Raw genomic sequence first — 23581 nt, 5'->3', positions numbered from 1 at the left:
CGACTACCGGGCCCGGCACGCGGTGGAGTGCGGGATCAACCGGCTCAAACGCAACCGGGCGGTGGCCACGCGCTATGACAAGCTCGCCCTTCGCTACGAGGCCACCGTCCAGATCGCTGCCATCAACGAATGGCTCTGACTTCCCAAACAGGCCCTAGTCGAGCACACGGGCCCGCTGCAGCTGACCCTTACGGGCTGAGACGGCTGCAGCCACGGCCTCGGCGCACTCGGCCGGGTCCTGGTGCTCCCAGAATCGCAGCACCAGCCACCCGGCCTCCTCCAACTGGGCGTCGGTATTGCGGTCGCGGCGGATGTTCCCCGCGATCTTGCCCTCCCAGTAGCCGGGATTGGTCTTCGGCGGGACGAAGTGCTCGGGACAGCCGTGCCAAAAGCACCCGTCCACGAACACCGCCACCCTGGTGGGCCGGAAGAGCAGGTCGGCAGTGCGCCGCATCTTGGGCAGGGGCTTGGCCGCGACCCGATAGCGCAATCCGGCGGCGTGCACCAGGCGGCGGATGGCGAGCTCGGGCTTCGTGTCCCGGCTGCGGTTGCCCCGCATGCTGCGACGGTTGGCAGCCGAGGAGGCCCAGGAGCCCTTCGGCGGCGACCAGGGATGGGAAGTGCTGTGCGAGCTCATACGCGCGGTAGCTCCGGGGCTGGTTCTACAGGGTCGTTCTCAGAGGCGAGGGCCCACCTCTGGCCGTCGATGACCGAGCAGCAGGAACGGCTCGAGCCCTCAGGCACACGCACGACCCGGCCGCTGGTGAACTCGCCCCGTCCGGGGACCGGGAGGCCGAGCTCCTCAGCGATCGCCGTGTGTTTCCGGTACTGGCCCAGGATGATGATGCCCTCCTCCCGGAGCCTGCCCCGGGCACCCTGGTTGTTTCGAACCCGCTTCATGTAGTCCTCCTGCTGGGCAACGGTGGCTACGGCGTTGCGGCTGATCAGCTTCCCCTGGGCCCGTCGGAACAGCTCGTTGACCCGGGTCTGTCCTGAAGAGGGGGAGAAGATCGCTTCGATATCCCGGGCTGGGAGCCGGAGCAGTACGTTCTCCGGCAGAGGGGCGTCCTTGAAGAGCCAGCGGACAGTGCTCCGGCCTGCCTTGTTCAAGGTCTTCTTGGAGTCGCGGTTGCTTCCCTCGTTGAGGTGTTCGGGGAGAGCCCTCACCAGGCCGGCGCACCACTTCCCCTGCTTGTCGTTCGCCCACAGGATGAGGCACAGCTTGCCGACGGCTTCGGGAGGGATCATCCAGCCCCCCATCTGCTGGGAGTACTTGCAGTCCACGTCCGTACCGGCGATGCGGTAGTCGAGGTCTGTGCCGCCTGCAAAGTCGAACTCCCGCTGCAGGTTGATCTCCACGACGGTGCCGCAGTGCGTCTTCTCTGTCTTGTAGAGCTCCTCCCAGCGGAAGCGACCGGTGTGCTGGCCGTCCAGCAGCATGTCGAAGCTGCGCCTCAGCGCAGCAGCGAATCGCTTGCCGTCTGTATCCGCTTTCAGCAGCTCAGCCATGGCGAGTTCGAGCTCTGAGTCTGTGCCCGGCCCCGAGGCTGCATGGGGAGTGTCGTCATCCATGTCGAAGAGGTGCACAGAGCCAATCTATAAGCGGCCCACCGGGGCTCTGTGCACCCGTCGCGAGGCCCACCTCTTCCACCACACACGTCGCAGGCAAGCGGACCCCGTCCCAAGGCTGTTGCACAGGGACGCCCACGCCCATCAGCAAACCGTCATACCGGTGACCGTCGAACTTGTGCGGAAGAAGCTCTCTGCCCGAGTCGCGCAGCAGATCTCACTCTCAGCTGGCGCCGCATCGAAGAGTAACGCTGGTCCGGTTGTGCCGGGGCCGCTTCCTGTCAGACCTCACCTAGGTGCTTCCTCAGAGCTCTCAGATCTGAACGCTCCAGGCCGGCTGTAGCAGCAGGCTCGTCACTCAGGTCGGCAAGCTGTTCGACACCCGGGTCGTCGAGGACGGTGCCCATGAAGTGCAGTTTGTCGGCGAGCCGCTCCTCGATGACCTCGTCGATCGTCTTCTCCGCTACCAGGACCTTCACGTTCGTCTCTGTACCGGGTGCTAGTCCGAGACGGTGGATCCGGTCCAAGCTCTGCAGGAACCGGCCGGCGGTGAAGTCCCTGTCTACGTACACGGCTTCGTGGCATACCTGGTGGAGGCTGATGCCTTCTCCGAGCGTGGCAGGGTTCGACAGCAGCACCATGCACCCGGGGTCCTTGCGGAACCGGTCGATCTGCTCGGCCCTGTCAGCAGTGCCGCCGTGCACGACTGCAGGTGCATAGTCGCGGAGCATCTGCTGGAGCGTGGTCAGGCTGCGGACGAACGTCGACCACACGATCGTCTTTCGCCCCCGTGCGGCATTGGCGGCGACGATCTCACAGGCCTTCCTGTACTTGGGGGACTCCTCGTAGCGGGGAAGGTGCTCCATGAGCTCGGCGAGCGTCTTGCCCTGCGGAGTCGGCAGAGGGGGGAGGTTATAGGGCAGGGGCTCGTGCTTGTGGGCTCCGGCCGAGAGCAGCGCGGGGGTCGTCGCAGCCATGATGAGGTACATGGACACCCGGCCGAACTTCTCCAACTCCTCGTTCCCCTGCCCCTGTCCGGCAGCCTTGAGGCTTTCCTCGCCGATGATCGCGGTGTAGATCTCGCGGTGCAGCCCCGTGACGGGAACGCGGACGACCCGGGCGTCCAGCGGTGGGAGGTTGAGCTCCTGCTTGGTGGTCCGGCTGAAGAACGGCTTCAGGGTCGCGCTGGCATCGCGGAGGCTGCGGCCGGCAGTAGCGCGCTCGACTGTGCGTGCACCCTGCCCCGGCCAGACGAAGGTGAAGATGTTCTGCAGGTCCTTAACGCCGTTGGGCGCCGGCGTCCCTGTGAGGGCCAGCCTTCGCCGGGCGCGCGGTCCGAGGGCCATGCACACGGTACCGTAGACCCCCTTCGCTCCCCGCTTCATGCGGTGCGCCTCGTCCAGGACCAGCATCGACGGCTCAGTGCTGAGCCACTTCGCCAAGGCGTTCTGGGCTATGGGCAGGCGCTCATAGTTGACCAGCACGATCTTTGCAAGCGGGTCTAGCGGCCCTCCGTCGACTGTGTGGACGGCGGGGGGCTCGTCGAAGCACAGGTATACCTCTTCCTCCCAGCTCCCGTATGCGGATTTCGGGGCTACGACGAGCAAGCGCGCGACCTCTCCCCGAAGGCGGGAGGCATAGAAGTCGGCCAGCGCCACCCGTGTCTTCCCGGCACCGGGGACGCTGAAGTTCGCACCGTGGCGCATGGAGAGGAGCTTGCTGATGTCCCTTCGTTGGAACACGGTCAATTCCGACTTCCAACCCGGGGCCAGCAGCCCCGGGATCTCGTCGGCAGTGACGCTGGCACGGAGGGGATCGCTTCCGGAGAGCTGCTCCTGAGCCCCCTTGGCATCGTGGAGGGAGTCCTTGACCAGGGCGGTGACCGCGTCGTCCCACTTCACGTCCTGCGACGGCCAGGACCGCAGCACCTTGATGTTCACCAGGAAGTCGTCGAGGGGTACCTGGACGGACGTGGGCGTCTGGTGGAACGCGCTGCGGAACCGGGAGGTCAGCCGCCCCAGCTCCGGGGCATGGGCCGCATCCGACTTCAGGAGCACCTCGGTTCCGGCGGGGGCGAGTTCGAGCCGCAGAGTGGGGGTGCCAGAGTTCTCCTTCACAGCTCGGCAACCGCCTCCTGGAGCCATGCCAGCCCCTGGCCGGGCTGCTCCACGCCTCGGGAGGCGTGCCGGGACAGCTGCTTGAGTGCGGTTCCGAGCTCTTCGAGCGAGTCGTCGAGGGCGCGGTGCTCCAGAAGGTTGTGGCTGCGGGCCTGGGCGACCTGCTGCGTGCACTCCCGGATGAGTTTGGTGGCTTCGCGGAGCGTCTCTGCTGCTGCGAGCTTCCGTTCGGCCCGCCGGATGTCTGCCTCTGCCTCCCCGATACCGGACTCCATAGCGGAGCGCGCTTCATTGAAGAGATCGGTGACCTCGGTACGCTCTGCAGGTGAAAGCCTCGGAGCCGCAGCCTGCTTGGCCTTGACAGCGAGGACGAGGTCGGTTGCTGCGCGTGCTCGGAGGATTTGGACGTCTTCGCCGCCGAGGTCCAGACCGGGTTCGGCATCGAACCCGGGCAGCCCCAGCCCTTCCTCTGCCGGCTCCTCGGGAGCGGCGAAAGCTTCTCCGAGGCGGGGAGCGAGGTAGGCGTCGTGGAAGTTCCCCTTGATAGACCGGATCTTGGTTTTGGCGAAGTCCAAGAGGATGGCGAGCAGCCTGCTCTCCTTGAGCACGTCGGCCTCGTCCTGGCTGACTGTCTGGCAGACCCGGTAAAGCTCGGCCAAGGACTCCTGGTGCCTCTCGAAGTCCATCAGGCGCATACTCGCCGTGCTGCCGTCGGCGAGTCCGGTCCGGCTGCGCTCGATCGCGTCGGTGATGAAGTGGTATACCCACAGATCCCGATCGATCGTCTTCTGGGTGGTGCGGAAGTCACTGACGATCTCCTTCACGGAGCGCCCGTTCGTGAACTGCTCGTGGACGGCGATCAGCCGGTTGATGTAGGAGTAGTCCCTGCGGCGGTCCTTGCTGAGCTGCAGGTCCAGTTCGACCTCGGCGATGTCGGCCCATGTGGCGTCAGCCGGGAGTACGGCTACCCGTATGTTGGGAGACGTCAGCTCCTTGAGGGCGGCGCGGCGTGTGTTGCCGTTGACGAGGATCCCGCTGGGCGTGATGATCCCGGCGTCCCTCTGCCCGTACTTCTTCAGGTCGTCCTTGAGCTTCTCGAAGTCCGGGTCCGGTGCGTCCGGGTTTTCCGGCTTGGATACGAGCAGGGTGTGCAGGTACGCCTGGCTCTCAGACGACCACGGATCCTTCTCCAGCTCGGCGTCGCGCAGGGGGTCGTGGGCGCGCTGGGCGCGGATGCGGTGGGTCTGCGGGTTGTAGAGGAGGTCGGCGACCGGCATGGTGACGACCTCGAAGTTGGCGGACTGCCCGCGCCACTTGATCCGCTCTGTCTCAGGAGCGCCGCCGGCCCTGCGCGCCTCCTGCAGGCGTGCCTCCACCATGGCACGGATCTCGGGGCCGCGGGGCGTCTCCGCGATTGCTGTCGGCGTCATCGGCCTATTCTCCAAGTCTGTCTGGGGGCCGGCCTGGAACGGTCTGATGCCCGGAGTCGGGCCCCCTGGCTCTTCTCTCCGCGGCGGGTCACTGTTGTGTGCGCAGCCGTTCTGCTACGGCCTCCCGTGATTCGGACGGCAGGCGGCGGTACTCGGTCCACAGCTGCTCCACCCGCCGGGGGAGCCTCCGACCCCTCTTGACCCACTGCGCGAACTCCTCGCGCTCTGCGGTACCGAGCGAGTCGACCGCCTCCAGGACCTCTGCGAGTCGGGGCCCTTCCGCACGGGGCCCCCGGCCGGCCTTGCACCGCTTGCACTCGGTGACGAACTGCTGCTGGGAGGTCCTATCCGGCAGGACCTCCTCCCTGCTGCTCACCGACAGCTGGGCCGTCTCCCCGCGCCGGGAGTCGGGATAGGCCTCTCCGCCGGCGATGCCGCAGACAGTGCACATGAAGTCGTCGGCAGCCATCACCGCTGCCCGCTCCTTGTTGCTGAGGCTGGGCTCAGAGCGCCTGCGCGAGGCGCGGGGATCCCATACGTCGTCGCCGGCCTTGGCGAAGCAGAGCGTATTGGGGGGTAGTCCGGGGTCTTCCCTGTTGGTGTTGATGGCCCATCCGTCGTCCCTGAGGTCGCGCATCCGGCGGTCGACCTGTTCGACTCCCGGAAAAGCCTCACGGAGCTGTGCCTTGGTGAAGGTATTGCCCTCACCCACCTCGTCCAGGAGCCAGAGGGCTACCTTGATCCTCGTTCCGACACGCAGGTCCGGATCGTGCCATGCAGGGCGCATGTGTTCCCCTCTACTGTGTTGTGTCCTTGCCGTCTGCTAACTAGCCGACCTGGGCGGCTACACGGCTCCAGCGCGTTGCGTGGCCCACCTCTCCGAGGCTGTCGTAGTGGGCTGCCAGCAGACCAGCAGCTTTTCGGCTGCCGGACCGGGCCGCTCGCTCGAGCAGGAGGACGCTCTCCTCTGCACTGGACCCGCTGCGGGGCGACGAAGCCAGTTCAAGTGCCTGTTCGACGGCAGCCTGTCGGCGCTCTGCCGGTGCAGAGATGCGCAGCAGGTCGTCTGCCGGGGCACTCCCCAGGGAGCTTGCCGATCGTAGCCAGTCCGCCCCTTCCTTGTGGTGGCCGTCGAGGACCCGCAGCACACCGAGGACGAGAGCGGCCCTGCGCTCCGAGGAGCGGGCTGCGCTGAGGAGAATGACGCCGACACCGCCGTAGGCGTTCCCGTACCTGAGCTGTTCGACGTCGGACAGGTCGGTGCTTGTGCGACTGGTGTCCGCAGGGGGAGGGACGGAGGGCGCCGGCTCGGTGCCGGGGACTCTGCCCGAAGCGGCCAATGCCTTCTTCCGGAACTCCTGCCACTCCTCCCAGATCCGCTCCACGTCGTGGAACCCCGGTGCAGGACCATGCTTCCCCGCCGTGGTCCAGGCGATGTGCAGGCCGGTCAGTACGATCATGTTGAACTTTTCCCGGCGCGGCATCCGCTTGATCTCCCCTCTTCGAATGCGGCTCAGAGTCGACTCGGACACGGTGTCGAGCCGGTAGTGGTCGGCGGGGCGGCAGGCCCGCTCCCTTTTGATCCTCTTCGCCATTCCGTGCTGCTGCAGCCCTCGAGCCGCGAAGAACTCCGATAGGAAATCCGCGAATGCGGCGACTTCGGTTGTGGCGGGGTTCACGGGGAGGGAAGGCATAGTTCACCCTTTGTGCTCGCATGGAAACGAAAGCAGGAGATCTGGGGCAACTGCAGGGCAAGGAGTCGCCGGGGTCAAGTGTTCCACATCGGTGAGGGTTCTGTGTAGCTTTTTCTGGGGTAGCCCTCTTGCATTTTTTCCCGGCTTTGCAGTGGACCGGCAAGGCTGTGCGAGCATGCATGCGGTGCGGCAGGGAAGGCCGGCTCCCTCTTGCGGCACGTCAGCGCCATGGCAGGGGGAGGCGGCTGGGGGCGGGATGCTGCCGTTGGCGCCTGTCCTGTTCCGCGGGGGGCATTATACCGATCGGGGCTTGCTGGGTGGGCCGGTCCGAGGATTTTTCTTCTTGCATTTTTTCTCGCTTCGTGGCACCGGCAGGCAGAGGTGTCACTGCCCCGTGGTGATGCGAGCGCGTCGGCAGCGGCGGAGGCAAAGGTCCGATGAAATGATGAACCGACGTCGGGGTTGCATTATTTTTCATTTTCAGCTCCTCGGTGCGGAAAGGGAGGGGATATGCTTTACTCATCGAGGTGAACTTGGGTCGTCTGTGCTGAGGGGTTTCTGTGTCCGCTTCCCTCGAAGGTCTCACTGCTGTCCATGTATTTGGTGATCGGTGCCCTGCGCATCATGTTTTTCCTGGTTGTGTACGCCGTCAAGGGCAGAGGGAAGGAGGGTGATTCTGCCCTCGAATTTCTTGGATTCATTTTCGGAGGGCGCTCTGAAGGGGGCGAAGAGCGCAGCGTTGAGGCGGGATGCCTTCGCGGTGTATGGCGCGAGGGCCTGCTCCTCTTGCGGGTTGAGCGGAAGCTGCCCGGCGCCCGCCCTGCCGGGGGAGGGCTCCGCAGTTCCGGCCCTGTGCTGTTGCCGGCGGTGCAGGGACGCTCCTGTCGGCCACGTGGGCAGGACATCTAGTGGGCGCCTGGGGAACCTGCACCCGAAGCCGCCCCTGAAGCCGTGCCCGCACCAAGCCACGGTCAAGGCTTCGTCGGGTTCCCCTTGACCCGGAGCGTTCCTCCGCAGGTGAGAGCCCTCCGCCTGGCAGCCTCTGGTGCGCCATCGACGCTTTGGGGGACTGCTGTGGACATGCCCGTGGTGAACTCGTGCCAGGTGGACGCCTGCGCCTACAACACCGAACACACCTGCCATGCGCTGGCCATCACCGTGGGGAACTCCACCCACGCCCAGTGCGACACCTTCTTCGGTGTTCGGGAACAGGGAGGCGACCCCGCCAGCACCGGCCACGTCGGCGCCTGCAAGATGGCCGACTGCCGGCACAACGTCCAACTGGAGTGCCAGGCTCCGGGTATCTCCGTCGGCTTCGAGCAGCAGCAGGCGGACTGCCTCACCTACGCGCCCGCGTGAACGGCGCCTGATACCGCGCCTGACACCACCCGCCCCGCCCCGCGCGGGGAGCGCTTCCTCGCCCTTGCCGCCCCACGCGGCCCCGTGCTCGCGCCCGGGGCCGCGTGGTGTCCGCGCACCGGTGGATCCTGCGGGCTCAGACCCGGACGCCCTCCTCGGCGGCCTCACCGCGCAGCCGCGCCACCACCTCGGCGGCCGGCGCGTCCTCGGCCCGCCGGAAGCCCGTGCCCGCCCACAGCGCCATCCCGCCGGTGTCGCCCTCCCTGGCGGCGGCCGCGCGCAGCGGCCTGGTCATGTGGTGGATCTCCGGGTAGGCGTAGGGGGCCTCCGGGTGCTCGGAGACGAACCGGTTGACCAGCCCCCGCGCCGGGCGGCCGGTGAAGGCCCGGGTCAGCGCGGTCTCGGTGTAGGCGGGGTCGGCCAGCGCCGCCTTGTGCGCGGGGTGGGCGCCGCTCTCGTGGCACCGCAGGAACGCCGTGCCCAGCTGGGCGGCGGCGGCGCCCGCCTTCAGGGCCGCGGCCACGTCGGCGCCGGTCATGAGCCCACCGGTGGCGATCACCGGGACGTCCACCGCCGCGACCACCTCCGGCAGCAGTTCCCGCAGCGGCCGTTCCCCGCCCCGGGCCGGGTCGAAGGAGCCCCGGTGTCCGCCGGCCTCCACGCCCTGCGCGCACACGCCGTCGGCGCCGCGCTCCACGGCCTCCCGCGCCTCCTCGACCGTGGTCGCGGTGACCACCGTGGCGCTGCCCGCCTCCCGCAGCCGCTCCAGGACGGCGGCCTCCGGGCAGCCGAACGTGAAGCTGACGACCGGTACGGCGGCCTCCACCAGCAGGTCGATCTTGGCGGCCCACGCGTCGTCGTCGTGTACCGGTTCGCCCACCCGAACCCCGTGGCGCTTGGCCTCGGTCTCCAGGAGGGACCGGTAGGAGGCCGGGCCGTCCGGGTCGGAGGGCGGGCCGGGGACGAACACGTTCACGCCGAACCCGACGATCCCCGCGTCCCGCACCGCACGGATCCGGGTCTCGAGGGTGTCGGGCGGCAGGTAGCCGGCGGCCAGGAATCCGGTGCCGCCGGCCCCCGTGACGGCGGCCACCAGTTCGGGTGTGGCGGCTCCGCCCGCCATGGGCGCCTGCACGATCGGGCGCTCCCGCAGTAGATCGGCCAGCCTCATGCTTCCTCCGTGCGTCGTCAGTGGCCCGGCGGAGCCGGGCGACGGTTCCCCGTTCTCGATGACTCCGGAGCGGGGGATGTTTCCTTCCTTTCGGATCGAGGCGAATGTTACCAATCTGCCTTTTCCAGCCGAAGGGCGACTCGCACTCATCGAAAACCTGCCGATCCATTTCCGGATTTTCCATGAGGAAAGTCACAGGATTCCCGTGCCGGAAAGGAGGGCCGCCGCCGCGGTCCCGGCCGCGGCGCTAGGCCGCCCTACCGTCGGGCTCGGGATCGTCCGAGGGGTGGTCGGCGAACCGGGCCGACTCCGGGAGGAGCCGGGAGGACACGGCGGCCGCGACCGCCGCGACCAGGCTGAACGCGACCACCGCCGTCACCGCCCACTCCATCCCGAGCAGGCCCCACAGCCACCCGAACGACAGCACGGTCAGCATCCTGACGGCGTTGCCGACCATCCCCAGCATCGAGAACATGGTGTTCCGGTTGGCGTCGGAGAACATCAACTGCTGCCACACGTTCGACAGCACCACCGTCAGCCCGATCAGGAACTCGGAGGCCACCAGTCCCGCGAGCAGCGGGACGAGCCCGTGCGCCGCCAGCACCAGGGGCAGGCCCGCCGACGCCGCGAACAGGGGCGCCCACACGTGGGGACGGCTCCGGCCCACGAATCCCGAACTCGCCGCGCCCGCCGTCATGGCGGCCATCATCACCAGCAGCACCAGTCCGTTGAGGCGCACGTCCTCGCCATGGGCGTCCCTCAGCATCGGCTGCCAGGAGATCACCAGCGCGGCCAGGCCCGAGACCGAGGCCACCGACAGCGCCACCAGCGGCACGAAGCGCCTGCCCGCCACCAGCAGGGCCGACTCCCGGACGATCGCGCCGAACCCGCGCTCCGAGCGTTCCGGTGAACGGGGGAAGCACACGGGTGTCAGGGCCCCCAGCGCGACCAGCACCGCGCCGCCCGCCGCCATCATGGTGTCGGCGGGCAGCCAGGTCCCCGCCACCATGACCGAGGCCGCGCCCAGCACCGCTCCGCTGTGCCCCGACACCTGGCCGAGCCGCACGGTGCGCGCGATCCGCGCCGAGCGGTCGCGGCTCCCGATCCGGTTGACCACGAGCGCGACCAGCGTCCCCGAGTGCAGGTGGAAGCCGATCGCCCACAGGTACATGCCCGCGAGCGTCGGCGCGAGCCCGTCCGCGTACCCCATCAGCAGGAAGCCCGCGCCCCACACGGCCAGGCCCACCGCCAGGAGCCTGCGGTGCCCGTACCGGTCCCCGAGCGCCCCGCTGGGCGCCTCGACCAGCAGGGCCACCAGGCTCGCGGAGCCGAGCATCGCGCCCAGCATCCACGGCTCGGCCCCGCGGTCCAGCAGGACCGTGACGAAAACCGCTCCGAAAAGGAAATCGGCGGTCGCGCCGAGCAGGGTGAAAGCGGTGTATCGGGCGAGCAGGGACGATTCCCGGGGATGACCCGCTGCCATGTGCGTATTTTTCCTTTCGGGGAACCCGGCGGCTCCGGGCGGAAATTTCGCCCACGCTAGCAACCGCGGCTTTCCGGGGCCACGGGTTTTCCCCGATCGCGGGGACCGGAGGCGGCGGGCGGGCGGGGTGGAGCCGGTCCGTGCGGCCGCCCTCGGGCCGTGGCGACCACGGTCTCCTCCGCGGGGGGCGACTTTATGGCCTTACAGGTGTAAGGTTGGCCGGGATTCGCAGACTTACACCTGTAAGGATGGTTGTCGTGGACACGATTCGACCCGGAGGGGAAACCGGTACGGGTGCCTCCTCGGTCCGTCTGGCCAGAACGTGTGGGGCGATGCTGGTCGCGATGGCCTGCTGCGCGATGTTCGCGGAACTCGGGGTCCGGGAGCGGTTGGTCGTCAGCGCGGATCCGATGGCGACGCTCCGAGCGGTCACGGAGTCCCCCGGCCTGTTCCGCGCCGGACTCGCGGGCTATCTGGTCGCGTTCCTGCTCGACGTTCCGGTCGCCGTGCTCCTGTTCCTGCTCCTGCGCCGGGTGAGCCCCGGCCTGGCCCTGGTATCGATGAGCCTGCGGCTCGTCTACACCGCCCTGGTCGGCGCGCTGCTGCTCGAATACGTCGCCGCCGGCCGTCTGCTGACCGATGGTGCCGCGGCCGCGCCGGGGATGGCGGAGCCGGACCGGGCGGCCCTCGCGGCGGCGCACCTGGGACTGTTCGAGGCGGGCTATCCGGTCGTGCTGGTGTTCTTCGGCGCCCACCTCGCGGTGCTCGGGTGGCTGGTGCTCAAGGCCGGGCCGCCGCCGGTGCTGGGAACCCTGGTCGGCCTGGGCGGGCTCGCCTACGTCGTCGACGGGGCGGCCCATGTGTTCGGCCTCGGCCTCCCGGGCTGGATCACCGGCGTGCTGGTGGTCCTCATGATGTCCGAGCTCGTTCTCGCCTTCTCGCTGCTGGTCGGACGGGGGTGGCGGCCGCCGTCGCCGTCGGTCCCGTCCTGACCGGCGTGACGCTTCTTGTACTTGTAGCGAGTCCGGGCGCCCGACCTCGCTACGGGTACAGGATCAACGGGCGTGGAACCCCCTGTTTCCACGCCCGCGACGTCTGTGGCCGGCCCCCTAGGCCAGGGCCTCGGTGAGGGCGGCGGCCAGGACCGGCACCCCCGGGTTCCGGTCCCCGCGCGGCCACACCAGCCCGAGCGAGGACTCCGGCAGGCCGCTGACCGGCACCAGGACGACGCCGTCCCGGTCCCCGTGGTCGGCGGTGTCCCCGCACAGCAGCATGGCGCCCCGGCCCGCGGCGACCTGGGACAGCCCCTCGCGCAGGGTGTCCACGGCCTGCTCGTGGTGGATGGTCCTGCCCAGCGGGGTGACGGTGGGGGAGTGGACGCGCAGCCAGTAGTCGGGCGCCCGCCGGACCGGGATGAGCGGGACCCGCGCCATGTCCTCCACCCCGATGACCGACCGCGAGGCGAGCGGGTGGTCCTCGGGCAGCGCGAGCCGCTGCGGCTGGCGGGAGAAGACCGCGCCCACGACCAGGTCGCGCTCGCGGACCGGCAGCAGGACCACGGCGGCGTCCACCTCGCCCTCGCGCAGCGGGCCGAACACGTCCGAGAGCTTGATCTCCATGATCTCCACCCGCGCGCCGGGCTCGCGCTCCTCGAACGTGCGGACCGCCTCGGCCACGGGTCCGTGCACCGTGCCCTGGAAGCCGAGGCGCACCCGCAGCGGTCCGCCCCGGGCGCGCTCGCGGGCGCCGTCCACCACCGCGGCCAGGTTCTGGTAGGCGGGCCGCAGGTTGTCGAGGAACTCCTCGCCGAAGCGGGTGAGGCCGCAGCGGCGGCTGGCGGGGTCCAGCAGCGGAGCGCCGACCCGGTCCTCCAGCGAGCGCACCAACTGGTCCACCGTGTCCGCCGACACGCCCAGCCGCTCGCCCGCGTGCCCGAGGTGCAGCTCCTCGGCCAGGACGAGGAAGCACTCCAGCTCCCGGATCTCGATGCCCCGCAACCGGCCCGCCCCTCTCTCGTATCCGTCGTGCCGCTCGCAGCCCGCCGTTCCCGGAGAACACGGCGGAGCGGCGGGCAACCCTCATGGAAGCACGGTGGCCGTTGATCCGCTCCGCCCGCCTCCCGGTCCGGGCGAGTCACGTCCCTGGCCGGGCCGGGGGAGGGGCCACCGGATACGCTCTGCGCGACAGCCAACCCCGGGAGGAGCCACCATGACAGCGACCGCGGTCGTCACCGGAGCCAGCAGCGGGATCGGGGCCGCCACCGCGCGCGGCCTCGCGGCGCGGGGCTACGACGTGGTCCTCGTCGCCCGCCGCGCCGACCGGATCGAGGCGCTGGCGGAGGAGCTGGCCAAGGAGGGCCGCAGCGCCCGCGCCCACGTCCTCGACGTCACCGACCGCGCGGCCGTCGACGCCTTCGCCGACTCCCTGCCCGCCTGCGACGTGCTGGTCAACAACGCGGGCGGCGCCATCGGCACGGAGACCGTCGCCACCGGGGACCCCGCCGACTGGCGCGCCATGTACGAGGTCAACGTCATCGGCGTGCTCAACATGACCCAGGCCCTGCTGCCCAAGCTGGTCGACAGCGGCGACGGCACCGTGCTGGTCGTCTCCTCAGTGGCCGGGCACGTGGTCTACGAGGGCGGTGGCGGCTACGTGGCCGCCAAGCACGGCGCGCACACCCTCGCCGCCACGCTGCGCCTGGAGCTGTGCGGCGAGCCCGTGCGCGTGCTGGAGGTCGCGCCCGGCATGGTCAGGACCGAGGAGTTCTCCCTCAACAGGCTGCGCGGCGACGCCGGCGCCGCCGAGGCCGTCTACGCCGGTGTCCCCGATCCGCTGACCGCCGAGGACGTCGCCGACACCATCGTGTGGGCGGTCACCCGCCCCCCGCACGTGAACATCGACCTCCTGGTGGTGCGCCCGCGCGCGCAGGCAGCCCAGCACAAGGTCCACCGCGTCACGCCGGGCGAGGAGTAGGCCGGGCGGGGAGGCCGGGGGAGGACTCCCTCCCTCAGGGGAACGGAACCCGCACCCGGGGGTCAGCCCTCGGAGCCGCCGGAGGCGCACTCGGCGCAGTCGCAGTAGTTCGTCGTGGACATGGACCGGCACCTGGTGCAGATCTGCCGCTTCGCCCCGGGCGGATCGTGCTTCCAGTCGTGCTGCCCCCGCCTGCAGATCCCCGAGGGGCCGATGGCGGTGTCGTCACGTGAGGTGTCCATGGGAGCACGGTAGCCGCGGCCCGGGGGTATGGCCAGGGCCCGTGGCCGCGGCCTCGGCGGCCCGCCCCGCGCGGGGCGGGCCGCCGAGGCTCAGGTGTCCAGCTCCCTGGACAGCATCTCCACCAGTCCGTCCAGGACCTTGTCGGCGTTCTCGGAGTCCTCGCAGGTCAGGGTCACCGTCTCGCCGTGCTTGGCGCCCATCGACATCACCGCGAGCACGCTGCGCGCGTCCACCGGCTTGTGGCCCTCGCGGGAGACCATGACGGGCAGGCCGGACTCGTTGACGGCCTGGACGAACAGGGCGGCGGGGCGGGCGTGCAGGCCGAGCTGGGAGGCGATGGCCACGGAGCGCTGGGGCATGTCAGTCCTCGGGGGTCGTCGGGCGGGCCGGGATCGTTTCCGGCCCGGTCAGAGTGTGTCGACCGACCACCGCGGGTCGGGGTCGGCCACCACCGTGATCGCGTCGGTGGTCACGTCGTCGGGTGAGGGGACGGTGGTTCCGGGCAGGGACACCGCGGCCGTTCCCCACGCCACCGCGCGGCGCAGCCGCTGGTCGGGGGAGCCGTCCGCGCCCAGGAACCCGGCGAGGGCGCAGTCGCCCGCACCCACCGTGCTGCGCGTGCGGACCTGGGGACCGCGCGCCCACCAGGTGTGCCCGGGGCCAACGAGTATCGCACCGTGTCCGCCGAGTGTCACCAGTGCGCGGCCGTCGCCCCGGTCCAGGACCTCGCGGGCGGCGTCGGTGACCGCGCCGACGGTGGGCAGGTCCCGCCCGACCAGTTCGGCCAGTTCGTCGTGGTTGGGCTTGATCAGGGACACCGACCCCGCGCGCGCCGCCGCCTCCAGGGGTTTGCCGGAGGTGTCCAGGGCGAGGGGGACCCCGTGGGAGGCGGCCAGTTCGGCGACGCGCACGTACAGGTCGTCGGGTGCTCCGGAGGGGAGGCTGCCGCTGGCCACCACCCAGTCGGGACCGCGGCCCAACTCCTCCTCCAGGGCGCGGAGCAGGGCGCCGGTCTCCTCGGGGGACAGGACGGGGCCGGGGGCGTTGAGCTTGGTGGTGGTGCCGTCGGCCTCGGTGACGGCGATGTTGGCGCGCGTCTCGCCCTCGATGGGGACGGTGACGCAGGGCAGGTCCCCGAGCAGGGCGGTGAGCTCGGCGCCCCCGCCCCCTCCCACGGGCAGGACCGCTCGGGTGGCGACGCCCGCGCGGCGCAGGGCCCGGGCGACGTTGACGCCCTTGCCGCCCGCCTGCGCGCGGGTGGAGCCCACCCGCAGGACCTCGCCGCGCACCAGGCGGCCCACCTCCAAGGTGTGGTCCACGCTGGGGTTGGGGGTGAGGGTCAGGATCATGGGTGCTCTTTTCGGGGTGTCTGCGCCCGGCCCGGTCCGGATGTTGGACTACCTTTGATTATGTGTGTTTGTCTGTGTGTGTCAACACTCATGTGTCCCGTCCTCGGTTCTGCGGGGCGGTCGCCGGAGGGCTTCCGGAGGCCGCCCCCTCCTTCGTCGGCGGTGTCGAGGGGCCGACGCGTCGTCGGATGATCCTCCCTGCTCGGCCGGGTGGTACGGGGCGGGGGTCGGGTGTGGTGTGGCTGGGATATTGGGTGGAGGTACCCCTTGTGTGTCCCAGACAACACCATTAAACTCACCGAAAACCACACCGAAACACAGGTGATCCAACATGTACGCGGAAGAGCGCCAGAAGGCGATCCTCGAACGCGCCCGGCGGGACGGCCGGGTCGACGTCACGGGGCTCGCCGCGGAGTTCGACGTGACCTATGAGACCATCCGGCGCGACCTCACGGCACTCGAACGCCACGGGGTGCTGCGCCGGGTCCACGGTGGCGCGATCCCCGTCGAGCGGCTGGGCTTCGAACCCGCCCTCAACGTGCGCGACTCCGTCCTGACCGAGGAGAAGGAGCGCGTCGCCAAGGCCGCCCTGGCCGAACTCCCCGACGAGGGCGCCATCCTGCTCGACGCCGGCTCCACCACCGGGCGCCTCGCCGAGCAGCTGCCCTCCGACCGCGAGCTCACCGTCGTCACCAACTCCCTCTCCATAGCCCTCACACTCGCCCCGCGCACCAACATCAACCTCATGCTGCTCGGCGGCCGCCTGCGCACGCGCACCCAGGCCACCGTCGACGCCTGGGCGCTGCGCTCGCTCGCCGAGTCCTACGTGGACGTGGCCTTCATGGCCACCAACGGCGTCTCCGTCGAGCGCGGGCTCACCACGCCCGACCCCGCGGAGGCCGAGGTCAAGCGGGCCATGATCGCCTCGGCCCGCCGCTGCGTCCTCCTCGCCGACCACACCAAGGTCGGCAACGACCACTTCGCCCGCTTCGCCGTGGTCGAGGACCTGGACACGATCATCACCGACACCGGGCTCGCGACAGGGCTCGCCGAGGAACTGGAGGCCGCCGGGCCGCGCGTCCGGGTGGTCTGACCGGGACAGGGCCTCCGGGGTGCCGTCCGTCGGTCCCCGCCCGGGACCGCACCACCCCGGAGCGCCCGACATCCTCGATCCCCACCCAGTACGTCCGTCCCGAACCCCACACCATTCACTCCCTCCCCACCCGCCTTCCTCGTCCACTCCCTTACTCCACCCCCACACCGCCACCACCCACCCCTCACCCCGGCGCGGCAGACGCCCGCCGCACCTCCCAGGAGGTCCCCCTTGACCACACAGCAGAGCAGCGCACTCGCCTCGGTGCGCTCCGGGATCCAGCGCTTCGGCGGGTTCCTGGCCAGCATGGTGATGCCCAACATCGGCGCGTTCATCGCCTGGGGACTGATCACCGCCCTGTTCATCCCCGACGGCTGGTGGCCCAACGAGCACCTCGCCCAGCTCGTGGACCCGATGATCGGCTACCTGCTGCCGCTGCTGATCGGCTACACGGGCGGCCACCTCGTCCACGACAAGCGCGGCGGCGTGGTCGGCGCGATCGCCACCGTCGGCGTCATCGTCTCCGCCGACATCCCGATGTTCCTCGGCGCGATGGTCATCGGCCCGCTCACCGCCTACCTGCTCAAGAGGTTCGACGCCCTCGTCCAGCCGCGCATCCGCCCCGGCTTCGAGATGCTGGTCAACAACTTCAGCGCGGGCATCCTCGGCGGGATCATGGCCGTCGTCGGCCTCTACGCCATCGGCCCGGTGGTGACCGTCGTCGCCCGCTGGCTCGGCAACGGCGTCCAGTTCCTCATCGACCTGTCGCTGCTGCCCCTGGTCTCGGTCCTCGTCGAGCCCGCCAAGGTGCTGTTCCTCAACAACGCCATCAACCACGGCGTCCTCAGCCCGCTGGGCGTGGCCCGGGTGGCCGAGGAGGGGCAGGCGATCGAGTTCCTCATCGAGACCAGCCCCGGCCCGGGCCTGGGCATCCTGCTGGCCTGCCTGTGCTTCGGCCCCCGCGTCAGCCGCGCCACCGCGCCCGGCGCGATCGTCATCCACTTCCTCGGCGGGATCCACGAGATCTACTTCCCGTACATCCTCGCCCAGCCCAAGCTCATCCTCGCCGCGATCGGCGGCGGGATGTCGGGCCTGGCCACCTTCCTGGTGCTCGGCGCCGGGCTGGTCGCCACACCCTCGCCCGGCAGCATCATCGCCCTCATGGCCGTCACCCCGCGCGGTGAGCACCTCGCGGTCCTGGCCGGGGTCGCCGTCGGCACCGCCGTCTCCTTCGTCCTCGCGTCGCTCCTGCTCGGCTTCGGCCGCGCCGAACGCAGGGCCCGGCGCGAGGAGGAGGCCGAGCAGGCAACAGAGAACCAGGAGAGCACCTCATGAGCAGTATCCAAGGCTCCGACATCAGGAAGGTCGTCGTCGCCTGCGACGCCGGCATGGGCAGCAGCGTGCTGCTCACCTCGCAGCTGAGCAGGTCCCTGTCCCCGCACGGGGTGAGCGTCGAACACTCCCCGGTCGACCGGATCCCCGAGGGCGCCGACGTGGTCGTGTGCCACGCCGGCCTGGTCGACCGGGCCCGCAAACGGGTGCCCGACACCGTCGTCATCGGCTTCCAGATGTTCATGGGCGACCCCGCCTTCACCCGCCTGGAGCAGGCCGTCAGGGACGGGAGCACCCTTGCCGAGTGAGCTGGCGCTGACCGCCGACGCGGTCCGGCTGGGCCGCACCGCCGCGGACCGGGCCGAGGCCATCGACCAGTGCGGCGCCCTCCTGGTCGAGCTGGGGGCCGTCGAACCCGGCTACGTGGGGGCCATGCACGAGCGCGAGGCCTCCATCCCCACCTTCGTGGGCGAGGGCGTGGCCATCCCGCACGGAACCGACGCCTCACGGGCGCTGGTGAGGCGGACCGCGCTGGCCGTGGTCCAGTTCCCCGACGGGGTCGACTGGGGCGGGTCCACCGTCCACGTGGCCATCGGCATCGCCGCCTCCGGGGACGAGCACCTGGGCGTGCTGTCCTCGCTGGCGGGGATCCTCACCGACCCCGCGAAGGCCGCGCGGCTGCGCGCCGCCACCGCCCCCTCCGACGTCGTCGACCTGCTCGGCCAGGACCCGAACGGCTGAGCGCACCCATCACCCGCCGGGCCGCGACCCGGCCCGGCGGGGCACCACCAGAAAGGCCCGAACATGCTCGTCGCCCGCTTCTACGCGCCCGGTGACATCCGACTGGAGCAGGCCCCCGAGCCGACCGCCGGACCCGGACAGATCAAGATCGCCGTCGTCAACTGCTCCACCTGCGGCACGGACGTGAAGATCTCCCGGCACGGCCACCACCACATCCGCCCGCCCCGCGTGATCGGCCACGAGATCGCCGGACGGATCGTGGAGGTGGGCGAGGGCGTCACCGGCTGGTCCGAGGGCGACCGCGTCCAGGTCATCGCCGCCATCCCGTGCGGGACCTGCGCGGAGTGCTCCGACGGCCGGTTCACCGTGTGCTCCCGGCAGGAGTCCATGGGCTACCACTACGACGGCGGCTTCGCCGAGTACATGGTCATCCCCGAGGCGGTCCTGGCCGTGGACGGGGTCAACCGGGTGCCCGAGGACATCGACCTCGCCGAGGCCTCCGTCGCCGAGCCGCTGGCGTGCGTGCTCAACGGCCAGGAGATCGCCGGGGTCGGCGAGGGCGACACGGTGGTGGTCATGGGGGCCGGCCCCATCGGCTGCCTGCACGTCCGGCTGGCCCGGGCGCGCGGCGCCTCGAAGGTCTACCTGGTGGACCTCAACCGGGGCCGCCTGGACATGTCCGCCGCCATCGTCGAGCCCGACGCCGCGATCTGCGGTGAGGAGGCCGACGCGGTGGAGGAGGTGCTCCGCCTGACCGGCGGCCGGGGCGCCGACGTGGTCATCACCGCCGCCGCCTCCGGGCGCGCCCAGGAGGACGCGCTGCGCATGGTCGCCCGCAGCGGCCGGATCAGCTTCTTCGGCGGCCTGCCCAAGGACGCGCCGATCATCCAGCTGGACGCCAACGCGGTGCACTACCGGGAGCTGCGGATCTTCGGCGCCAACGGCTCCAGCCCCGAGCACAACCGCCGCGCCCTGGAGCTGATCTCCTCCGGCGCCGTGCCGGTGGCCGACCTGATCACCGAGCGGATGTCCCTGTCCGACGTGCACAAGGCCATCGAGACGGTGGCCTCGGGCACCGCGATCAAGGTGACCATCCAGCCGTAGCCGCGGGAACGGCCCCGGAAGGCCCGCCGGGTGGACCCGCGGGCCTTCCGGGGAAGGACATCCTCGACAACGGCCGTCCCCCGGCCATCACCGACGTACGGAGCGACCATGGCGCAGACCGACCCCCTCCCCTCCGAATCCGGCGGCGACCGGCTCTCGGGCATCCCCGCCAGCCCCGGCACCGCCGTCGGCCCGGTGGCGCGCATGGCGCCCCCGCCCTCCCTGCCCGACCGGCGGCCGACGGCGGGCGACCCGGGAGAGGAGGCCGACCGGGCCCGCCGGGCCCTGGAACAGGTGGCCGACCTGCTCGACCGGCGGGCCGCGGACCTGGAGGGCGACGCGGCGGCGGTGCTCGGCGCCCAGGCGCTCATGGCCCGCGACCCCGACCTCGCGCGCCGTGTCGGTGAGCGCACGGAGGAGGGGGATCCGGCGGCGTGGGCGGTGCACTCCGCCTGCGGCGCCTACCAGGAGCTGCTCCAGGCGGCCGGGGGCTACCTGGCCGAGCGCGCCGCCGACCTCGCCGACATCCGGGACCGCGCGGTGGCCCTGCTCATGGAGCTGCCGATGCCCGGGCTGCCCGACCCCGGCGTCCCGTACGTGCTGGTCGCCGACGACCTCGCGCCCGCCGACACCGTCCAGCTCGACACCGAGCGGGTGCTCGGCATCGTCACCCGCCACGGCGGTCCCACCAGCCACACGGTCATCCTGGCCCGGGCACTCGGGATCCCCGCCGTCGTGGGCTGCGAGGGCGCCGGGAACCTCCGGGACGGGGCCGTGGTGGCGGTGGACGGCGACGCGGGCACGGTCGAGGCCGACCCCGACGAGGAGCTCGCCGACCGGATGCGGCGGCGCGCCGAGCGCAGACGCGCGCTGCTCGCCGAGTCCACCGGACCCGGCCGGACCGCCGACGGCGCGCCGGTCGCGCTGCTGCTCAACGTCGGCGAGGGGGACCCCCGCAAGGCGGGTGCGCACGACAGCGAGGGCGTGGGGCTGCTGCGCACCGAGTTCCTGTTCCTGGACCGGTCGGAGCCGCCGACGGAGGACGAGCAGACCGCCGCCTACACGGCCCTGTTCGCGGCCTTCGCCGGGCGCGTCGTCACGGTGCGCACCCTGGACGCCGGTTCGGACAAGCCCCTGGCCTTCGTGGAGACGGGGCAGGAGGACAACCCCGCGCTCGGCACGCGGGGCTTCCGTACCTCGCGCGCGCACCCCGGGCTGCTCACCGAGCAGCTCTCGGCGATCGCCGCCGCCTCCCGGGAGACCTCGGCCCGGGTACGGGTGATGGCGCCGATGGTGTCCACGCCCGACGAGGCCGCCGAGTTCGCCGCCCTGGCGCGCCGTGCCGGGCTCTCCGAGGTCGGGGTGATGGTCGAGGTGCCCGGCGCGGCCCTGCTCGCCGACCGGCTGCTGCCCCGGGTGGACTTCGTGTCGATCGGTACCAACGACCTGGCGCAGTACACGATGGCCGCCGACCGGACCCTGGGCGCGCTGCCCGACCTGCTCGACCCCTGGCAGCCCGCGCTGCTGCGGCTGGTGGGGACCGTGGGCGAGGCGGGGGAGCGGTCGGGCCGTCCCGTGGGGGTGTGCGGCGAGGCCGCCGCCGACCCGCTGCTGGCGCTCGTGCTCGTGGGGCTGGGCTCGTCCAGCCTGTCGATGTCCGCGCCCGCGCTGCCCGCCGTGCGCCACGCGCTCGCCCTGCACACCCACGACGACTGCCGCAGGCTGGCGGAGCTGGCGGTGGCGGCGTCCGGCCCGGAGCAGGCCAAGGAGGCGGTGAGGGCCGCCGCCCACCCGGAGGCCACCGGTTGACGGTGCCCCTCGGGGCGTGCGCCCTCCGCGAGGGCTTGCCCTCGGTGGTGAAGAGATGGGGGCGGTCCCGTTCCTGCTGGGACCGCGCATGCCTCACCACGCCTCAGCCGCAAGCGGCCCGTCCATGACTGGTTTCGGCCAGTACGCCGAAGGTTTCGTCGAGGAAGGCGACGGTGCGCTCCTCATCGGTGGTATGCGTGCGCTGCGCTACGAACCATCGGTCTCTGGCACACTTGTGTCCCTTCCGCGCCACCCGCTCTGGTGCTTTCCCCCAATGTGGAGGTGTGTGGTGTCCCAGAGAACGAAGCTGCTGGTGCTGTTCGGGTGCGCGCTCGTCTTGGGCGGGTTCGTACTGGGGATCGTCCCGGTCGAGTCCGCGGGTTCCGACTGCGGGCCCTCGTTCGCGTCGGACAGGGGGTTCAGCGACGCGCTGGTGGGGTCGGTGGGCTGCTCGGAGGTGCGGTCCGCCCATCTGCCGTGGGCGTGGTCGATGATCACGATGGGCGTGGTCGTCGCCGTGGGAGCGGTGGTGCTGGACCGGTCGGAGCGCAACGCGGTGGCGGCCCCGAAGCCGGCGGAGCAGTAGTCTCCCGGTCGTCCTGGGCGGGCCCCGGGGCGGACGTGCCGCCGTGGGGACGGAACGCAGTCCCTCCGACGCGATGCGGCCGGCCGGCGGACGCCGGCCGGCCGGCGTCCGCCGCGGCGGCCCCGCCGGGGTCAGGGCTTGCGGGCCAGGCCTCCGTACTGGTCCACGTGCACGGTGTGTCCCACCTCGGCCGGTTCGGGGCGCCAGAAGGGCACCGACACCACGCCGGGCTCCAGCAGCTCCAGCCCGTCGAAGAAGTGCTCGATCTGCTCGGGGGCGCGCAGGTGAATGTGGGAGGAGGCGTTGGCGTTCCAGTGGTCGGCCGCCTGGACGATCTCCGGACTCGTGTTCGTGCTGTCGTTGGTGACGAAGAAGCTGCCCGGGCAGAGCGCGTCCACGTAGGCGCGGACGAGGGAGACCGCCTCGGCGTCGCCGGGGACGTGGGCGAGCGTGCCCATGATGAGCAGGGCGACCGGCTGGTCGAAGTCCAGGTACTCGCGGGCCTGCTCCAGGAGGGGGCCCGGTTCGCCCAGGTCCGCGTCGATGTAGTGCGTGGCGCCCCTCGGATCGCTGGTGAGCAGGGCCCGGGCGTGCGTGAGCACGAGCGGGTCGTTGTCGACGTAGACGATCGTGGACTCGGGGGCGACGGCCTGGGCCACCTCGTGGGTGTTGTTGGCCGTGGGCAGGCCGGTGCCGATGTCGAGGAACTGGCGGACGCCCTCCTCCCCGGCCAGGTGGGTGACCGCGCGGTACAGGAAGGCGCGGTCGGCGCGGGCAGCGGCGACGATCCCGGGGAAGGTGGCCTGGATGTGGTCGCCGACCTCCCGGTCAGCCGGATAGTTGTCCTTGCCGCCCAACCAGTAGTTCCATACCCGTGCGGAATGGGCCACGCTGGTGTCGATGGGAAGATCTGCCATAGGGGGCTCACTCTGTTTCATACGTAGACAGTGCGTCCAAAGTAGCGCTGTTGTGCCTTGACGGGTACGTGTGCGACACGCTCGTCTCCGGCCCGTGGCAACGATTTCCGGCGCTGCTCGGCTGACCACCACCCCCGGGCCCCAGCTCCCCGCCGTTTCCGCCTCCCGCGGCGGGGCCGCGTGCTCGCCGGTCCGGCGCGGGCGGCGCCGCCGTGCCGCCGCCCCGGAGGAGGCACGGGCACCGTCAGCCCCCGCCGGTCTCCTCGATGAGTCGGCGCATGGCGCCCGGAGGGCGGTGGGAGCCGGTGGCGGGGCCGAAGGCGACGTCGTCGCGGCGGCAGTGGTACAGGCGCTGCCAGACCCGTCACGCGCGGTCGCGGAGGAGGTCCTGCTCCCCGTGGTCCCCGGCGGCGTCCCGGCGGATCAGCGCCACCCCTCCGGCGGCCGCCAGGGCGGCCGCGACCAGAGCGCGCAGGAGGGCGGCCGGGTCCGTGTCCAGGGCCGCGCCCAGGACGGCGAGCAGCGCCGCCGCCACGAGGAGGAGGGCCGCCGAGGCCGCGGCGAGGGTGCCCCTCGGCACCTCGACCGCACTCTGGGGCCGCGGGGCCGGG

General features: G+C 71.0%; 24 protein-coding genes. 10 read left to right on the top strand and 14 right to left on the bottom strand.

All coding sequences use genetic code 11. The annotated features are described in order from the left end of the window. Positions 1 to 154 precede the first annotated feature (154 nt). The 6 genes from A6A08_RS07945 to A6A08_RS07920 all read right to left on the bottom strand — a co-directional run bounded on the left by A6A08_RS07945 (position 155) and on the right by A6A08_RS07920 (position 6810). Positions 155 to 637, bottom strand: a complete 483-nt coding sequence (locus tag A6A08_RS07945; RefSeq protein ID WP_073701894.1) for a very short patch repair endonuclease — start codon at positions 635 to 637, stop codon at positions 155 to 157. Next, on the bottom strand, positions 634 to 1587 hold the full coding sequence (locus tag A6A08_RS07940; protein WP_242422173.1) for a NaeI family type II restriction endonuclease: 954 nt from the start codon (positions 1585 to 1587) through the stop codon (positions 634 to 636). The genes A6A08_RS07945 and A6A08_RS07940 overlap by 4 nt, the downstream gene beginning before the upstream one ends. Positions 1588 to 1850: 263 nt before the next feature. Then, positions 1851 to 3686: a DEAD/DEAH box helicase gene (locus A6A08_RS07935; RefSeq protein WP_242422172.1), complete on the bottom strand. Its 1836-nt coding sequence runs from the start codon at positions 3684 to 3686 to the stop codon at positions 1851 to 1853. Beyond that, positions 3683 to 5116 (bottom strand): hypothetical protein, encoded by a 1434-nt coding sequence (locus A6A08_RS07930; protein WP_073701893.1) that lies wholly within the window; start codon positions 5114 to 5116, stop codon positions 3683 to 3685. Before A6A08_RS07930 ends, A6A08_RS07935 begins: the two co-directional genes overlap by 4 nt. An 88-nt stretch (positions 5117 to 5204) precedes the next feature. Then, entirely contained in the window at positions 5205 to 5903 is a 699-nt protein-coding gene (locus A6A08_RS07925) for a hypothetical protein (protein WP_073701892.1), read from the bottom strand. A gap of 40 nt (positions 5904 to 5943) precedes the next feature. Further along, positions 5944 to 6810, bottom strand: coding sequence for a hypothetical protein (locus A6A08_RS07920; RefSeq protein WP_073701891.1), 867 nt, complete (start codon positions 6808 to 6810; stop codon positions 5944 to 5946). 1080 nt (positions 6811 to 7890) lie between these two features. Between A6A08_RS07920 and A6A08_RS07915 the strand changes: the two genes are divergently transcribed. Beyond that, positions 7891 to 8169, top strand: coding sequence for a DUF1540 domain-containing protein (locus tag A6A08_RS07915; RefSeq protein WP_242422171.1), 279 nt, complete (start codon positions 7891 to 7893; stop codon positions 8167 to 8169). Positions 8170 to 8305: 136 nt separating this feature from the next. On the opposite strand, the gene A6A08_RS07910 is transcribed toward A6A08_RS07915, so the two are convergent. Beyond that, a complete protein-coding gene (locus A6A08_RS07910) occupies positions 8306 to 9340 on the bottom strand; it encodes a nitronate monooxygenase (RefSeq protein WP_073701889.1) in 1035 nt (344 codons plus the stop codon). Between the two features lie 247 nt (positions 9341 to 9587). Then, positions 9588 to 10823 carry an MFS transporter gene (locus A6A08_RS07905; RefSeq protein ID WP_073701888.1) on the bottom strand — a complete coding sequence of 412 codons (1236 nt, stop codon included), beginning with the start codon at positions 10821 to 10823 and terminating at the stop codon, positions 9588 to 9590. 257 nt (positions 10824 to 11080) lie between these two features. Between A6A08_RS07905 and A6A08_RS07900 the strand changes: the two genes are divergently transcribed. After that, a complete protein-coding gene (locus A6A08_RS07900; protein ID WP_158069269.1) occupies positions 11081 to 11815 on the top strand; it encodes a DUF4386 domain-containing protein in 735 nt (244 codons plus the stop codon). 117 nt (positions 11816 to 11932) lie between these two features. On the opposite strand, the gene A6A08_RS07895 is transcribed toward A6A08_RS07900, so the two are convergent. Continuing rightward, positions 11933 to 12820 carry a LysR family transcriptional regulator gene (locus A6A08_RS07895; protein WP_073701886.1) on the bottom strand — a complete coding sequence of 296 codons (888 nt, stop codon included), beginning with the start codon at positions 12818 to 12820 and terminating at the stop codon, positions 11933 to 11935. Positions 12821 to 13031: 211 nt separating this feature from the next. Here A6A08_RS07895 and A6A08_RS07890 point away from each other — a divergent pair, with 211 nt between their 5' ends. Further along, positions 13032 to 13796 (top strand): SDR family NAD(P)-dependent oxidoreductase, encoded by a 765-nt coding sequence (locus tag A6A08_RS07890; RefSeq protein ID WP_073701885.1) that lies wholly within the window; start codon positions 13032 to 13034, stop codon positions 13794 to 13796. Positions 13797 to 13858: 62 nt separating this feature from the next. Here A6A08_RS07890 and A6A08_RS07885 read toward each other — a convergent pair whose 3' ends face one another. The 3 genes from A6A08_RS07885 to pfkB all read right to left on the bottom strand — a co-directional run bounded on the left by A6A08_RS07885 (position 13859) and on the right by pfkB (position 15388). Then, entirely contained in the window at positions 13859 to 14038 is a 180-nt protein-coding gene (locus A6A08_RS07885; protein ID WP_073701884.1) for a hypothetical protein, read from the bottom strand. 90 nt (positions 14039 to 14128) lie between these two features. Beyond that, complete coding sequence (locus A6A08_RS07880) at positions 14129 to 14398, bottom strand: HPr family phosphocarrier protein (RefSeq protein ID WP_073701883.1); 270 nt, start codon at positions 14396 to 14398, stop codon at positions 14129 to 14131. Positions 14399 to 14446: 48 nt separating this feature from the next. Next, positions 14447 to 15388, bottom strand: a complete 942-nt coding sequence (pfkB, locus tag A6A08_RS07875; RefSeq protein ID WP_073701882.1) for a 1-phosphofructokinase — start codon at positions 15386 to 15388, stop codon at positions 14447 to 14449. Positions 15389 to 15719: 331 nt separating this feature from the next. On the opposite strand from pfkB, the gene A6A08_RS07870 reads away from it, so the two are divergent. From A6A08_RS07870 to A6A08_RS07840, 7 genes are all read left to right on the top strand, one after another. Next, positions 15720 to 16481 (top strand): DeoR/GlpR family DNA-binding transcription regulator, encoded by a 762-nt coding sequence (locus A6A08_RS07870; protein WP_073701881.1) that lies wholly within the window; start codon positions 15720 to 15722, stop codon positions 16479 to 16481. A gap of 231 nt (positions 16482 to 16712) precedes the next feature. Continuing rightward, on the top strand, positions 16713 to 17816 hold the full coding sequence (gene mtlA, locus A6A08_RS07865) for a PTS mannitol transporter subunit IICB (protein WP_073701880.1): 1104 nt from the start codon (positions 16713 to 16715) through the stop codon (positions 17814 to 17816). Next, the gene (locus A6A08_RS07860; protein WP_073701879.1) at positions 17813 to 18121 is read left to right on the top strand and encodes a PTS lactose transporter subunit IIB; all 309 of its coding nucleotides are present in this window, start codon (positions 17813 to 17815) and stop codon (positions 18119 to 18121) included. The genes mtlA and A6A08_RS07860 overlap by 4 nt, the downstream gene beginning before the upstream one ends. Beyond that, a complete protein-coding gene (locus A6A08_RS07855) occupies positions 18111 to 18554 on the top strand; it encodes a PTS sugar transporter subunit IIA (protein ID WP_073701878.1) in 444 nt (147 codons plus the stop codon). Before A6A08_RS07860 ends, A6A08_RS07855 begins: the two co-directional genes overlap by 11 nt. A 63-nt stretch (positions 18555 to 18617) precedes the next feature. Continuing rightward, positions 18618 to 19658, top strand: a complete 1041-nt coding sequence (locus A6A08_RS07850; RefSeq protein WP_073701877.1) for a zinc-dependent dehydrogenase — start codon at positions 18618 to 18620, stop codon at positions 19656 to 19658. A 108-nt stretch (positions 19659 to 19766) separates the two neighbouring features. Next, positions 19767 to 21467: a phosphoenolpyruvate--protein phosphotransferase gene (gene ptsP / locus A6A08_RS07845; protein WP_073701876.1), complete on the top strand. Its 1701-nt coding sequence runs from the start codon at positions 19767 to 19769 to the stop codon at positions 21465 to 21467. A 289-nt stretch (positions 21468 to 21756) separates the two neighbouring features. After that, positions 21757 to 22053, top strand: a complete 297-nt coding sequence (locus A6A08_RS07840) for a hypothetical protein (protein ID WP_143181711.1) — start codon at positions 21757 to 21759, stop codon at positions 22051 to 22053. 131 nt (positions 22054 to 22184) lie between these two features. Here A6A08_RS07840 and A6A08_RS07835 read toward each other — a convergent pair whose 3' ends face one another. Then, on the bottom strand, positions 22185 to 22970 hold the full coding sequence (locus tag A6A08_RS07835; protein WP_073701874.1) for an SAM-dependent methyltransferase: 786 nt from the start codon (positions 22968 to 22970) through the stop codon (positions 22185 to 22187). 364 nt (positions 22971 to 23334) lie between these two features. Continuing rightward, positions 23335 to 23550 (bottom strand): hypothetical protein, encoded by a 216-nt coding sequence (locus A6A08_RS07830; protein WP_073701873.1) that lies wholly within the window; start codon positions 23548 to 23550, stop codon positions 23335 to 23337. Between the last annotated feature and the right edge of the window lie 31 nt (positions 23551 to 23581).

This window comes from Nocardiopsis sp. TSRI0078 (genome assembly GCF_001905145.1).
In the GTDB taxonomy this organism is placed as follows: domain Bacteria; phylum Actinomycetota; class Actinomycetes; order Streptosporangiales; family Streptosporangiaceae; genus Nocardiopsis.
This window is presented reverse-complemented; position numbering and strand designations above follow the sequence as displayed.